General features: G+C 63.8%; 16 protein-coding genes. 4 read left to right on the forward strand and 12 right to left on the reverse strand.

Annotation, left to right across the window (positions count from 1 at the left end):
- Positions 1-110: 110 nt before the first annotated feature.
- Positions 111-623, reverse strand: a complete 513-nt coding sequence (locus ACFQU1_RS10750; RefSeq protein WP_378132269.1) for a prepilin peptidase — start codon at positions 621-623, stop codon at positions 111-113.
- Between the two features lie 152 nt (positions 624-775).
- Positions 776-976, reverse strand: a complete 201-nt coding sequence (locus ACFQU1_RS10755) for a Flp family type IVb pilin (RefSeq protein ID WP_378132271.1) — start codon at positions 974-976, stop codon at positions 776-778.
- 406 nt (positions 977-1,382) lie between these two features.
- Between ACFQU1_RS10755 and ACFQU1_RS10760 the strand changes: the two genes are divergently transcribed.
- From ACFQU1_RS10760 to ACFQU1_RS10775, 4 genes are read left to right on the forward strand one after another with little or no spacing between them, the layout of a single operon-like run.
- Complete coding sequence (locus tag ACFQU1_RS10760; protein WP_378132273.1) at positions 1,383-1,940, forward strand: pilus assembly protein N-terminal domain-containing protein; 558 nt, start codon at positions 1,383-1,385, stop codon at positions 1,938-1,940.
- A 4-nt stretch (positions 1,941-1,944) separates the two neighbouring features.
- On the forward strand, positions 1,945-2,526 hold the full coding sequence (locus ACFQU1_RS10765) for a TadE/TadG family type IV pilus assembly protein (protein WP_378132275.1): 582 nt from the start codon (positions 1,945-1,947) through the stop codon (positions 2,524-2,526).
- Complete coding sequence (locus ACFQU1_RS10770) at positions 2,526-3,191, forward strand: TadE/TadG family type IV pilus assembly protein (protein ID WP_378132277.1); 666 nt, start codon at positions 2,526-2,528, stop codon at positions 3,189-3,191. The genes ACFQU1_RS10765 and ACFQU1_RS10770 overlap by 1 nt, the downstream gene beginning before the upstream one ends.
- A gap of 35 nt (positions 3,192-3,226) precedes the next feature.
- Positions 3,227-3,859, forward strand: coding sequence for an HAD family hydrolase (locus tag ACFQU1_RS10775; protein WP_378132279.1), 633 nt, complete (start codon positions 3,227-3,229; stop codon positions 3,857-3,859).
- Positions 3,860-3,911: 52 nt separating this feature from the next.
- Here the strand turns inward: ACFQU1_RS10775 and ACFQU1_RS10780 are convergent, their stop codons facing one another.
- The 10 genes from ACFQU1_RS10780 to ACFQU1_RS10825 form a co-directional block, all read right to left on the reverse strand.
- The gene (locus ACFQU1_RS10780) at positions 3,912-4,241 is read right to left on the reverse strand and encodes a hypothetical protein (RefSeq protein ID WP_378132281.1); all 330 of its coding nucleotides are present in this window, start codon (positions 4,239-4,241) and stop codon (positions 3,912-3,914) included.
- Positions 4,242-4,335: 94 nt separating this feature from the next.
- Entirely contained in the window at positions 4,336-5,835 is a 1,500-nt protein-coding gene (locus ACFQU1_RS10785) for a phosphomannomutase/phosphoglucomutase (protein WP_378132283.1), read from the reverse strand.
- Between the two features lie 115 nt (positions 5,836-5,950).
- Complete coding sequence (gene upp / locus ACFQU1_RS10790) at positions 5,951-6,580, reverse strand: uracil phosphoribosyltransferase (protein ID WP_378132285.1); 630 nt, start codon at positions 6,578-6,580, stop codon at positions 5,951-5,953.
- Between the two features lie 51 nt (positions 6,581-6,631).
- Positions 6,632-8,266 (reverse strand): ABC transporter ATP-binding protein, encoded by a 1,635-nt coding sequence (locus ACFQU1_RS10795; protein ID WP_378132287.1) that lies wholly within the window; start codon positions 8,264-8,266, stop codon positions 6,632-6,634.
- Positions 8,263-8,694: a type II toxin-antitoxin system VapC family toxin gene (locus tag ACFQU1_RS10800; RefSeq protein ID WP_378134006.1), complete on the reverse strand. Its 432-nt coding sequence runs from the start codon at positions 8,692-8,694 to the stop codon at positions 8,263-8,265. Before ACFQU1_RS10800 ends, ACFQU1_RS10795 begins: the two co-directional genes overlap by 4 nt.
- Positions 8,684-8,956, reverse strand: a complete 273-nt coding sequence (locus tag ACFQU1_RS10805) for a hypothetical protein (RefSeq protein WP_378132289.1) — start codon at positions 8,954-8,956, stop codon at positions 8,684-8,686. Before ACFQU1_RS10805 ends, ACFQU1_RS10800 begins: the two co-directional genes overlap by 11 nt.
- A gap of 32 nt (positions 8,957-8,988) precedes the next feature.
- A complete protein-coding gene (locus ACFQU1_RS10810) occupies positions 8,989-10,155 on the reverse strand; it encodes an ABC transporter permease (RefSeq protein WP_378132291.1) in 1,167 nt (388 codons plus the stop codon).
- 4 nt (positions 10,156-10,159) lie between these two features.
- Positions 10,160-11,257, reverse strand: coding sequence for a microcin C ABC transporter permease YejB (locus tag ACFQU1_RS10815; RefSeq protein WP_378132293.1), 1,098 nt, complete (start codon positions 11,255-11,257; stop codon positions 10,160-10,162).
- Entirely contained in the window at positions 11,254-11,661 is a 408-nt protein-coding gene (locus tag ACFQU1_RS10820; protein WP_378132295.1) for a DUF4260 domain-containing protein, read from the reverse strand. The genes ACFQU1_RS10815 and ACFQU1_RS10820 overlap by 4 nt, the downstream gene beginning before the upstream one ends.
- Positions 11,658-13,544, reverse strand: coding sequence for an extracellular solute-binding protein (locus ACFQU1_RS10825; RefSeq protein WP_378134008.1), 1,887 nt, complete (start codon positions 13,542-13,544; stop codon positions 11,658-11,660). The genes ACFQU1_RS10820 and ACFQU1_RS10825 overlap by 4 nt, the downstream gene beginning before the upstream one ends.
- Between the last annotated feature and the right edge of the window lie 20 nt (positions 13,545-13,564).

The following is a 13,564-nucleotide window of genomic DNA, read 5'->3' on the forward strand; positions in this document are numbered from 1 at the left end:
GCGTACAGATAAGCTGAACTACTGCTCGTTTCTGCACTGCCATTCGTCAATTTATGGTTAAGAAAGTGTAGCCGTCCCAGGCGCTTGGACCGACGCTCCGAGAGGGCGCCTCAGACGCTGAGAACCGCTTTCCAGATGGCGGTTTGCGGATAGACGGCCAGCCCCCCCAAGGCGAGCGCGATGCCATAGGGCACGCCGGTGCCGGCGCTGTGCAGGCGCGCGAGCCAGGTCCAGCCCGTGGCAAAGGCGGGCAGCGGATAACGCCGGAGCCGCAGCAGGGCGAAGGTGAGTATTCCGCCGTAAACGGAGGCGATGAGGGCGTAGTCGAGGAGGAGCGGCGACCAGCCGATCCACAAGGCGGTGGCGGCGGCGAGCTTGGCATCGCCCCCACCCATCCAGCCGCAGGCGAAACAGCCGAAGGTAATAGCCAGCACGACGGCGCCGGCCACGAGATGGAAGCTGATCGTCGCGAGGTCGAGCCCGCCGAGCGCGGCCATGAGGAGAAAACCGCCCGCGAGCGCCAGCGAGACGCGGTTGGAGATCGTCATGGTGACGAGATCGCTCGCCGCGGCGAAGCTCATGAGCGCGGGAAAAAGGCCGAGAACGAGCAATTGGTTCAGCATAGGCGAGGTTGAGCTAGCTATCGACTGTCAGGCGAAATGCGGCCCTGGGTCACCGATCCTGTTATAGGCAGATTTCGCAAGCCAAGAAAGACAAGAAAAGCGACCACGAAGACGCTGAAGGGTCCTTCGTGGCCGCTTTGACGACTGTGATCTTAGCCGCCCGCGCCCGCGCCGCCGGTATTCGTGGTGGTGCTCAAGCCATCGCGAACCTCACCGAAAACGTTTTGAAGATTGGTTCCAATAGTAGTTAGGACGCCGATAATGACGACAGCAATAAGGGCAGCGATTAAACCATATTCAATCGCGGTAGCACCCGACTCATCTTTGACAAAGCGAGACAAAAGATTGCTCATAACTTGCTCCTTGCACCTGGCTCTCGCAACCGGACACCGTTGATTGTTTTGGCATCCACGGAACCGGGGGCGACGCTATCGTTCACTTGTTTCGCGTGTGTTAAATTTGGGCGAAAAGAAAGCCCGAGTTTGGCGACCATCCAAAATGGTTAATGGATTTATACTTGAATGTGAAGAAAATAGCAAGTTTAAATGAGACGGGAGCGCCCCTTTGCCCTAGCTTACCGGGAGAAGCTTGCCATAAAGGTTAACGGTGGCCCGTCGTCTCGCAGCTCTTCTGCCAAAGTCCGCGGCGACTGAACAGCTTGAATTGCCGATCGAAGCAAAAAAGTTGCGGCGATTAGTTAACTCTTCATGGTTAACGTGTAGCCTATCCAGGCTTCGGATTCCGTTTAAGGTTTTGAAAATGCGTCCGTTCCGTGTTGCGTCGGGTTCGGCTTTTGCATTCGACCCTGCCAAGGTTCCGTGCCTGCTGCGGCAGGGGCCAGTGCTGGCGCTGGTGCTCGGCACGGCAACTATATGGGCGCCATCCCCAAGCTTGGCTGCCGAAGCGATGGCCGAGGTCGCGGGACCGGCCACGGTGGCGCTAGAGACGATCGTCGTCACCCTCAATCAGGCCAAGATCATCCGCCTGCCGGCGAACGCGCAGACGGTGATCGTCGGCAATCCGGCGATCGCCGATGTCACGGTGCAGAAGAACGGAATCCTCGTCGTTACCGGCAAAAGCTATGGCATGACCAATGTGATCGCGCTTGATGCCAAGGGCACCGTGCTCGGGGAATCGCAGCTTCGGGTCGACAATGCCAATGACGCCATCGTCATGGTGCAGCGCGGGCTGGAGCGCCAGAGCTATACCTGCACTCCGACCTGCGAGCCGACCGTGACGCTCGGCGACGACGCTGGCTATTTCGAGAGCCTGCGGAAGCAAATCGAGGACCGCAATGGGCTCGCCGGCGGTAGATGACCGCATGCAACGCTCGTGCGTTCTAGGTCGGCATCGCCCCAAAGACCCGACGCGCCGTTGTTTCTGGCGCGACACGCGTGGCGTTACCGCCATCGAGTTGGCGCTGGTCGGGCCCTTTTTCCTGGCGCTCGCCTTCGCCATCCTTCAGACCGCGCTCATCTTCTGGGCACAGCAGGTGCTGGAGACCAATGTCGCCGATGGCGCGCGGCTGATCCTCACCGGTCAGACCCAGAACAATCCCAACCTCAAGAGCGACAACGAGCGCTTCCTCAGCCTGCGCGATGCGATCTGCGACCGCGGCCCGGTGGTCATGGTTGGAAGCGACGAGTGCAAGGCGAACCTCCATCTCGACGTGCGCGTGCTCTCGAGCTTCAACGACGCCGATCTCGCCGTGCCGATCGAAGATGGTCAGCTCAAAACGGACGGTTTCGGTTACCAGAACAGCTCTGGCAGCCAGATCGTGCTCGTGCGCGCCATCCTGGAGATCCCGGTCTATCTCACTTTCATGAATCCGGGGCTCGCGAATCTCGCCAATGGCTCTCGCGCGATCATGGCGACCGCGGCCTTCCGCACGGAGCCCTTCTGATGGGGGGCAGTTGCTCCATCCGCGAGCGCTGGCGCGCGGGCTGGGCTTTCAGGCGGTGGGCGGCAGGATTTGGCCAGCGCCTGCGCGGCTTCGCGCGTGCCGAGGAGGGCGTGGCGGCGATCGAATTCGCCATGATCCTGCCGGCGATGCTGTTGATCTATCTTGGGCTCGTGGTCATCACGACGGGGATCGCCATCGACCGCAAGGTCGGCACCATGGCTTTCACGCTCGCGGATCTCACCGCACGCGCGCAGGCGATCACCAATGCCGACCGGGATATCATGTTCAGTGCGGCGCGCGCGATACTCGCGCCCTATTCCGCGACTGGGGCCACCCTTGTGCTGACGAGCATCTATATCGACGATAACGGTCGGGCGACCGTGAGCTGGAGCGATGCCAATAAGGCCGGCGCTGCCCTCACGCGCGGCGCGAATTACGTGCTTCCCGACTATGCCGCGGGCCTGGCGATGCCCAGTTCCTCACTCATCATCGGCGAGGTGACCTATCCCTATGCGGAAGGCTGGACCGGTGTGCTCGCCTCGCTCGGCTTTTCCATCGGCGGCTTTCGCGATGGCATTCTCACCATGCACGAGAAGAGCTATATGAGGCCGCGCCTCGTCCCGCGCATTCCGCGCGTGGTGGACGAAGACACGGTTTATCCCTGACCGGGATCGTCCCGGCCGTGGCCCGGGAGATCGCGATGGATGAGAGCAGGCCGAGGAGAAGACCGCGTGTCGTCGTCTTCGACATCGGCAATGTGCTCATCGAATGGGATCCGCGCCATCTCTATCGCAAGATCTTCTCCGACGACGAGGCGCGGATGGAGCATTTTCTCGCCACCATCTGCGACGCCGCTTGGAACCTCGAGCAGGATCACGGCCGCAGCTGGGCCGAGGCGGTCGCCGAGCGCGCGGCGCTCCACCCTGAATGGCGGGAGGAAATCGCCGCCTATGATGCGCGCTGGATGGAGATGGTGCCGGGCGCGATCGCCGGCAGCATCGCTCTTTTGGAGCGCCTGCGGCAGGCCGGCGTGCCGACCTATGCGATCACCAATTTCTCGACCGAGAAATTCGTCGTGGCACGCGAGCGCTTTCCCTTTCTCGGCGGCTTCGAGGATGTGGTCGTCTCGGGCGAGGTCGGGCTCGTGAAGCCCGATCCGGCGATCTTTGCGCTATTTCTCGCACGCAATGGTCTCGAAGCCGCGGACTGCCTGTTCGTCGACGATATCGCCATCAATATCGAGACGGCGCGCGCGATGGGCTTCATCACACATCCCTTCACCACGCCGGAGGCCTTCGCGGCCGTCTTGCGAGCGAACGGCTTTCCGGTGTGACGTCGCCATTGGCTCCCGTGCGGGGCGCCAATGGCTGGCGACTGCGACGGCGCTAGCGGCGCAATGGCAGCTCCGTGCCGAGCTCCGCCTTGCCGGATCGCTTGTCCATGACGCATAGGAAGGCCCGTCCCTGGTCACCCCCGGCCTTCGCGGTCTGACCCTTTCGCCCGGTGACGAGAAGGGCGAGCCCGTAGCTTTCGCTGCCGAAGGGATCGACCTCTACGTCCACTTGGCCAAGACTCTGCGCCTTGGCGAGCTGAAGGCACTGGTTGCGCACCGCCGCGCGCATCTCATCCCACGCCTCCTCGCTCGAGGCTTGGGCACCCGTCGCTGCGGCGATGACGAGGACGGCGAGACCGAAAATCCCTGCGCTGCGGCGCATCAATACCATTCTCCATTCTTTCGTAGCCGTGCCTCGTGGCAGCCGGGCGCGCCGGTGGCCTCACGGTCCGCGCCGGCCGGCTCGCGTCGGACGATCAGATCGTCTGATTATAGGCGCCGACTTCCGGGTTCTCGCGCAGCACCGTATCGACCGCCTTGAACATTTCGCGCATGCGCGCTTCAGCGACCGGGCTTTCGACCACGACGACGAGCTCGGGCTTGTTGGAGGAGGCGCGCACCAGCCCCCAGGTGCCATCTTCCGCCACCACACGCACGCCGTTGACGGTGACGAGGTCGCGGATTGCCTGGCCGGCGACCTGCTCGCCCCTGGCCTTCATGTCCTCGAAGCGTTTCACGACGCGGGTGACCACCTCATATTTCACTTCGTCCGGACAATAGGGCGACATGGTGGGCGAGCCCCAGGTCTTCGGCAGCTCACGGTAGAGCTCGGCCATCGTCTTGTCCGGGTTGCGATCCATCATGTCGCAAACGGCGATGGCGGTGATGAGGCCGTCGTCGTAGCCGCGCCCGACCGGTGCATTGAAGAAGAAATGGCCGGATTTCTCGAAGCCGGCGAGGGCGTTGAGCTCCGTCACGCGGCGCTTGATATGGCTGTGGCCGGTCTTCCAGTAGTCGGCCTTCACGCCGTTGGCGAGGAGCACCGGGTCGGTCGCGAAGAGACCCGTCGACTTCACGTCCACGACGAAGGTGGAATTGGGATGGAGCTTGGAGAGATCGCGCGCCAGCATCACGCCGATCTTGTCGGCGAAGATTTCCTCGCCCTCGTTGTCGACCACGCCGCAGCGGTCGCCGTCGCCGTCGAAGCCGAGGCCGACATCGGCGCCGGTCTCGCGCACCTTGGCGGCGATGGCGTGCAGCATCTCCAGGTCCTCGGGATTGGGATTATAGCGCGGGAAGGTGTAGTCGAGCTCGGTGTCGAGCGGGATAACCTCGCAGCCGATCGCTTCCAAGAGCTGCGGCGCGAAGGCGCCGGCCGTGCCGTTGCCGCAGGCGGCGACCACCTTCAGCTTACGCTTGATCTTCGGCCGGTTCGTCAGATCGGCGAGATAGCGCTCGGGAAAGTTCTCGATGAACTCATAGGCCCCGCCCTCGCGCGTCTTGAAGGCTCCGTCGATGACGATGTCCTTGAGCCGCCCCATCTCGTCGGGCCCGAAGGTCACCGGGCGCTTGGCGCCCATCTTCACGCCGGTCCAGCCGTTGTCGTTATGCGAGGCGGTGACCATGGCGACGCAGGCCGTGTCGAGCGCGAACTGGCCGAAATAGGCCATCGGCGTGATGGCGAGCCCGATGTCCTTGACGCGCACGCCGCCGGCCATCAGGCCGGAGATCAGGGCGTATTTGATGGAGGAGGAGTAGCTGCGGAAGTCATGCCCCGTGACGAGTTCGGGCTTCACGCCGAGCTCGTGGATCAAGGTGGCGAGGCCAAGCCCGACGGCCTGCACGCCCATGAGGTTGATTTCCTTTTCGAACAGCCAGCGCGCGTCATATTCGCGGAAGCCCGTCGGCTTCACCATCGGCAGCGACTCGTAGTCGTAGGTGTTGGGCTTCAGGGACGGCTGAGGCTTAGGAAACATGGGCTACCACTTCATGAGAACGGTGGAACGGACGCTTCGCGTGTGCACCATACGCGTGCTCGCGAGCTTCGCACAGAGACCATGAACCGCAAGCTTAAGCTTGTCGGAAATAGGGTTATTTGGTGCCGAACATGCGGTCGCCGGCATCACCGAGGCCGGGCAGGATATAGCCGTGATCGTTGAGCCGCTCGTCGATCGCCGCCGTCCAGATAGGGACGTCCGGGTGCTCCGCCCGCATATGGGCGATGCCTTCCGGGGCCGCGAGCAGGCAGACGAAGCGGATCTCGCGCGCGCCGCGCTCCTTCAGGCGTGAGACGGCGGCGACCGCCGAATTGGCCGTCGCCAGCATGGGATCCATGACGATCACCAGGCGCTCAGCGAGGTCGGCGGGAGCCTTGAAGTAATATTCCACCGCCGCGAGCGTCTCCGGATCCCGGTATAGCCCGATATGGGCGACGCGCGCCGAAGGCACGAGCTCGAGCATGCCGTCGAGAAAGCCGACGCCGGCCCGCAGGATCGGCGCGAAGACGAGCTTCTTGCCGGCGATCTTCGGCGCCTTCATCGGTGCGAGCGGCGTCTCGATATCGACGAGTTCGAGCGGCAGGTCGCGCGTCACCTCATAGGCGAGGAGCATGCCGACCTCGTTGAGGAGCAGCCGGAAGCTCTTGGTCGACAGGTATTTGTCGCGCATCAGCGTGAGCTTGTGCTGCACCAGCGGATGACCGACGACCGTGAGACCTTCCATGGGCGTGCTCCTCGGCGCATCCGTCATCAATCGGCCACGCCTCGCGGCCGGTCAATCCCTGACGACCGCGCCATCGGCGGCCGCAAGCGAGAAGGCAGCCGCAAACAGCGCTTTGGTGTAATCCGTCTTCGGCCGAGCGAAGATCTCGGCGGCCTCGCCTTCCTCCACCACGAGGCCGTCCTTCATGACGATGATCGAGGATGCGAGCGCCCGCACCACCTTGAGATCGTGGCTGATGAAGAGATAGGCGAGCTTCTTCCTCTCCTGGAGATCGCGCAAAAGATCGACGATCTGCGCCTGCACGGACATGTCGAGGGCCGAGGTCGGCTCGTCGAGCACGACGAATTTGGGGTCGAGCGCCATGGCGCGGGCAATCGCGATGCGCTGGCGCTGGCCGCCGGAGAATTCGTGCGGGTAGCGGTCCATGGTTGCCGGATCGAGCCCGACATCAATGAGCGCGCGGGCCACCACCTCGCGCCGGTCCTCGTAGGAGAGCCCCCGCTTCTGCACGAGAAGCCCTTCCTCGACGATTTCGGCGACCGAAAGGCGCGGCGACAGCGAGCCGTAAGGGTCTTGGAAGACCACCTGCATGTCTTGCCGCAGCGGCTTGATGGCGGAAGAGGCGAGGCCGTCGATCCGCTGCCCCAAGAAAACGATCGGCCCCTCCGAGCGGATGAGGCGCAGCAGCGCGAGCCCGAGCGTCGTCTTGCCGGAGCCCGATTCCCCGACCACGCCCACCGTCTCGCCCGCGCGGACGCTGAGTGAGATGCCGTCCACGGCCTTCACATGGCCGACGGTACGCCGCAGGAAGCCGCGGTTGATCGGAAACCACACCTTGACCGGTCCCGCCTCGACGACGACCGGGGCGTCGGGCGCGATCCGGTGCGGCTCGCCCTTGGGCTCGGCGGCGAGAAGCTTCTTGGTATAGGCATGCTGAGGGTTCTCGAAAATCTGCCTGACCGGCCCGGCTTCGACGATCCGGCCGTCGGTCATCACGCAGACCCGGTCGGCGATCTTGCGCACGATGCCGAGGTCGTGGGTGATGAACAGCATCGCCATGCCGAGCCGCGACTTCAGATCGGCGAGGAGTTCCAGGATCTGCGCCTGCACCGTCACGTCGAGCGCCGTCGTCGGCTCGTCGGCGATGAAAAGGTCCGGCTCATTGGCGAGTGCCATGGCGATCATGACGCGCTGGCGCTGGCCGCCCGACAGCTGGTGCGGATAGGCGCCGAGACGGCTTTGCGCGTCGCGGATGCCGACGAGCTCCAACAGTTCGATGATCCGCTTGCGCGCCGCAGCCCCGGTCAGGTTCTTGTGCAGCCGCAGGATCTCGCCGATCTGGCGGTCGATGGTGTGGAGCGGATTGAGCGAGGTCATCGGCTCTTGGAAGACCATCGTGATCTCATCGCCGCGCACCTGCCGCAGCGCGTCGTCGTCGAGGGCGAGGAGGTCGCGTCCCTTAAACAAGACGCGGCCGGAGGGGTGGTGCGCGGCAGGATAGGCGAGGAGCTTCAGGATCGAGAGCGCGGTGACCGATTTGCCCGAGCCGGATTCCCCGACGAGCGCCACCGTCTCCCCGGGAGCGACATCGAAGGACACGCGGTCGACCGCGAGCGTCTCGCCTTCGCCCTGACGGAAGGCGACGGAAAGGTCCTGGACGGAGAGGAGGGGGGATGTTGCCGTCATTGCGAGAGATCGGCCAATACAAGCTTCTTTAATGGAGATGGGGGCCTCAGCCGGTCATCCTCGGTCAGGAAGCCGCCGCAATGGGTCGCAAGGGCCGTGGCCACGTGAATGGCGTCCGGTGTGGACATCCCGAGGGAAGCGCGCAGGTCGGCAGCGTGAAAGAGAAGCGGCCGATCGATGGCTATCACTTGGAGCGCGGGCCGGTGCTTCAGAAGTCGGCTATATCCGTTCGCCAGCTTCTGATTGCCGGTTTTGAGCGGATGCGGCAGAACCTCGATTATCGTCAACTCGCTGGTGACGGCCCGGATCTCTGAACGCTCGACCTTTTTCAGCCAGCGCCGTGCGACAATGCCGCGCTCGTCGTCCTTTTCCATACCGTAAATGAAGACATTCGCGTCGAAATAGATAGTTGGGCGCTCATTGGTCATGGCCACGCCGGATGCGCTCCATGATTTCGTCACGGTCGTCCCATTCGGCACGCAGAGCCCTGATACGCTCAACCGGATCGTCCGATGCAACGCGCTGGTCCTGCATCTCGTCGAGAATCCGTGTGAGCGGCACGTCCTCGTCCGCTTCAATGGGCTCGAGAATGACGCGCACCGCCGCCCCGAGATCGTGCCCTCGGCGCAGGTCCTCGGGCAGATTCGCGACAGGGTAGCTGTCGATCACAATGCGATCGCGGTCATCCATCACCATCTCCTCCCGCCTATCATACCATCCCCTCACTGATAGGTCTTGCGGGGATCGAAGGCATCGCGCACCGCCTCGCCGACAAAGATGAGAAGCGAGAGCATGATGGCGATCACGGCAAAGCCGGAGAGGCCGAGCCAGGGCGCCTGCACATTGGCCTTGCCCTGGTTGAGGAGTTCGCCGAGCGACGGCGAGCCGGGCGGCAGGCCGAAGCCGAGGAAGTCGAGCGACGTCAGCGTGGTGATCGAGCCGTTGAGGATGAAGGGCAGGAAGGTGAGCGTCGCCACCATCGCATTCGGCAGCAGATGCTTGAACATGATGGTGATGTCGGAAAGCCCGAGCGCCCGCGCCGCGCGCACATATTCGAAGTTGCGCGCCCTCAGGAACTCCGCCCGCACCACCCCGACCAGCGCCACCCATGAGAACAGGAGCAGGATGCCGAGCAGCACGAAGAACCCCGGCGTGATGACCGCCGAGATGATGATGAGCAGATAGAGTGAGGGAATCGAGTTCCAGATCTCGATGACCCGCTGCAGGATGAGATCCGTCCAGCCGCCGAAATAGCCCTGCACGGCCCCGGCGATGACGCCAACGACCGAGGAGATGATGGCAAGCGTCAGCCCGAACAGCACCGAGAGCCTGAAGCCGTAGATGACGCGGGCGAGCACATCGCGGCCCTGGTCGTCGGTGCCGAGCCAGTTCCACTCGATATCGCGGCAGCCGGTACCGCCGGTACGCTCGGCGATCGGCCGGCATTGCGCATCGTCGAGCATCCAGGTGGGCGGGGAGGGCGCCGGCACCGGCAGGTCGAGATTATGGGTGTTGTAGGAGAAGCGGATGGGTGGCCAGACCATCCACCCATGGGCGTTGATCTCGTCGGCGATCACAGCCGCGCGATAATCCGTCTGCGCGAGGAAGCCGCCGAATTTCTCCTCGGGATAATCGACGAAGATCGGAAAGAGGATTTCGCCCTTGTACATCGCCACGATCGGTCGATCATTGGCGAGGAACTCGGCAAAGAGCGTGACCACGAAGAGGATCATGAAGATCCAGAACGACCAATAGCCGCGGCGGTTCGCCTTGAAATTCTGCAGCCGGCGGCGGTTGAGCGGCGACAGCTTGAGAAAGCCCCTGCGGGGCAGGGGCGGCGCGAGCCGCTCCGAGGGGGCTACGTCGCGCAGGAGCGTGGCGTCGGTCATGGGATCACACCTCCCGCGTCTCGAAATCGATGCGCGGATCGATCCAGGTATAGGTGAGATCGGACAGGAGGTTCACGACGAGCCCGAGGAGCGAGAAGATATAGAGATTGGCGAAGACCACGGGGTAGTCGCGATTGACGATCGACTCGAAGGAAAGGAGCCCGAGGCCGTCGAGCGAGAATATGGTCTCGATCAGCAGCGATCCCGCGAAGAAGGCGCTGATGAAGGCGCCGGGAAAGCCGGCGATGACGATCAGCATGGCGTTCCGGAAAACATGGCCGTAGAGCACCTGGCGCTCGTTCAAGCCCTTCATCCGCGCGGTCAGAACATATTGTTTGCGGATCTCGTCGAGGAAGGAATTCTTGGTCAGCAGCGTCGAGGTCGCGAAGGCGCCGAGCGCCATGGCGGTGATCGGCAGGGTGATGTGCCAGAAGTAATCGAGGATCCTCTCCGGCCAGGGCAGTTGCGCCCAGTTTTCCGACGTGAGCCCCTGCAGCGGAAAGATCTGCCAGAAGGAGCCGCCGGCAAAGAGCACGATCAAGAGGATGGCGAAGAGGAAGCTCGGGATCGCATAGCCGATGATGACGACGACCGATGTCCACACATCGAAGCGCGAGCCGTCGCGCACGGCCTTGGCGATGCCGAGCGGGATGGAGATGGCGTAAGATATGAGCGTCATCCATAGGCCGAGAGAGATCGAGACGGGCAATTTCTCCTTGATGAGATCGAGCACCGGCACGTCGCGGAAATAGCTCTTGCCGAAGTCGAACACAGCGTAGTCGCGCAGCATCATCAGAAACCGCTCCGGAGCCGGCTTATCAAAGCCGAACTGCTTTTCGAGCTGGGCGATGAAGGCCGGGTCGAGGCCCTGGGCTCCGCGATAGCGGGAGCCGCCGCCGGTGGCGGCCGCTCCCTGTGCGCCGAAATCGCCGCCGCCTCCACCGATCCGGCCGAGCGCCCCGGCATCGGTTCCCTGCAACTGCGCCAGCACGCGCTCGACCGGCCCGCCCGGGGCGAACTGCACGAGCACGAAGGAGATGAGCATGATCCCCAGGATCGTCGGGATCATCAGGAGAACGCGCCGGGCGATATAGGCAATCACGGCCCGCTCCGTTCTCTGCCGATGCGACCGAGATGCGTCTCGCCGAAGCCGTCGGCATATTTCAAGCCATAACCGAGCAGGCGGTCAAAACCGACGTGAGCCGCCCAGATCGCGGCGATAGCAAGCATCAGTGTTGCGCCGAGCGCGAGGGATAGCGCGGCGAGAAGGGCCGGCACCACCGTCGTGTGCACGGCATTGTAAGCGACAGCGCCCGCCTTGGGGCCGGCGAGATAGCCGGCAAAGCTCACGTCCGGTGCGAAGAACAACCCGACATAAAGCCACCACGATGTCCGGGTGTAGGAAAAGACCGCCGTCGCGAGGGCGAGGAGCGCCAGGCCCTCCACCCTCAGGATGATTCGCGGCACGCCGCGCACGTCGCCGCCAACCATGCTCTTGCTGCTCATCCGCCGATCCGCCGTGCCTTGGCCGCGTCGTACCACCAGGTCACCGGCGCGCCGGTTGCATGTTTCGGCAGTGTTGCCGGCCGCGAGAAAAAGTCCCAGTAGGCGACCCAGGACTCGGAGCGATAATACATCGGCACCCAGTAATGGCCGGCGCGCAGCACGCGGTCGAGCGCCCGGCAGGCAATGGTGAGCGCGGCGCGGCTCTTGGCGCTGCCGATCGCCTCGATGAGGCGATCGATCGCCTCATGGGCGATGCCGGCTATATTCTGGGAGCCCGGCGTGCGCGCCGCCTCCGATCCATAGACCACGCGCAGCGAATCGCCCGGGGTCAGGCTGCCGCCCAGCGCCATGGAGATGATGTCGAAATCGAAAGCGTTGCGCCGCTGGGTGTATTGGGCGCCGTCCACGAGGCGGGAATGGGCGTTGATGCCGAGGCGGCGCAGATTGGCCTGGAAGGTCTGGGCATGCGGCTGCAGCGCCGGGTTCGAATCGAGGAACTCGATCTCGAACGGCTTGCCGTCCGGCCCTTTGAGCATCTGCCCTTCGCGCCGGCAGCCGGCATCGCGCAACATCTGGTCGGCTTGGCGCAGGAGCTTGCGGTCCGAGCCAGAGCCGTCGGAGACCGGCGGCATGACCGCCTCGCCAAAGACGACGGCGGGCAGCTTGTCGCGGAAGGGTTCGAGCAGCGCGAGCTCCTCGGGGCTCGGCTTGCCGACCGCCATATTGTCGGAATCCTGGAAGAACGAGCTCAAGCGCTTATAGGACGAGAACATGATGTTGGCATTCGTCCATTCGAAATCGAAGCAGAGCCCGATCGCCTCGCGAATGCGCGGATCGGCGAATTTCTCCCGGCGCGTGTTGAAGTACCAGCCCTGAGTGGGGATGGCCGCGCCGGTCCTGATCATCTCGCGCTTGACGCGGCCTTCGCGAAAAGCCGGAAAATCGTAGCCGGTCGCCCAGATGCGGGCGGTATATTCCTCGTTGTAATTGTAGACGCCGGCCTTGAACCCCTCGAAGGCCACCTCCCGGTCGCGGAAATACTCGTAGCGGATACGGTCGAAATTATTCTGGCCGATATTGACCGGCAGGTCCTTGCCCCAATAGTCCGGCACCCGCTCGATCTCGATGAAACGGCCCTGCTCGAAGCGGCCGACGCGATACGGCCCGGAGCCGAGCGGCGGCTCGAGCGTCGCGGCTTCGAAGTCGCGATTGGCCCAATAGGCCGCGGAAAAGATGGGAAGCGTCGCTACCGTGAGGTGGAGGTCGCGGTCGCGCCGCGGCGTGAACCGCACGAGCGCCACATGTTCGTCCTCCGCCTCGGCCGCGTCGAGCTCCGCCAAAAGCACGCGGAAGTTGGGATGGCCTTTGGCCTTCAGGACGTTAAGTGAAAAGGCGACGTCGCGCGCCGTCACCGGCGTGCCATCGTGGAAACGGGCCTCGGGTCTGAGCAGGAACCGGTAGCTCAGCTTGTCCGCCGAGATGCGCACGGAATGGGCAAGGAGGCCGTAGAGAGCGTCCGGCTCGTCGAGCGAGGAGACCATCAGGCTATCGAAGGTCTCCGGCATTCCGGCGGCACCATCGCCCTTCATCACATAGACATTGAGCGTGTTGAAGGTGTCGAAGCCCTGGTTGCCGGTGCCCTGCTTGATCTGCAGGGAGAGCACGCCGCCCTTCGGCGCGTCCGGATTGATATAAACGAAGTGCTTGAAATCCGGCGGATAGATGAGGTCGCCGAAGGAGGAAAGCCCGTGGCTCGTCGCCTCGCCGGCGGGCGGCGTCTCCTGGGCTGCGAGGCTGCGCGGCAGCAGGCCGGCGGCCAGTGTCGCGCCGCCGGCAAGCAGCACGCGACGTGTGAAATGGGGCGGCGCCGCGAGCCTCCGCAGGCTGCGGCCGTTCGCACCCT

Source organism: Chelatococcus sp. GCM10030263, assembly GCF_042666455.1.
Taxonomy (GTDB): Bacteria; Pseudomonadota; Alphaproteobacteria; order Rhizobiales; family Beijerinckiaceae; genus Chelatococcus.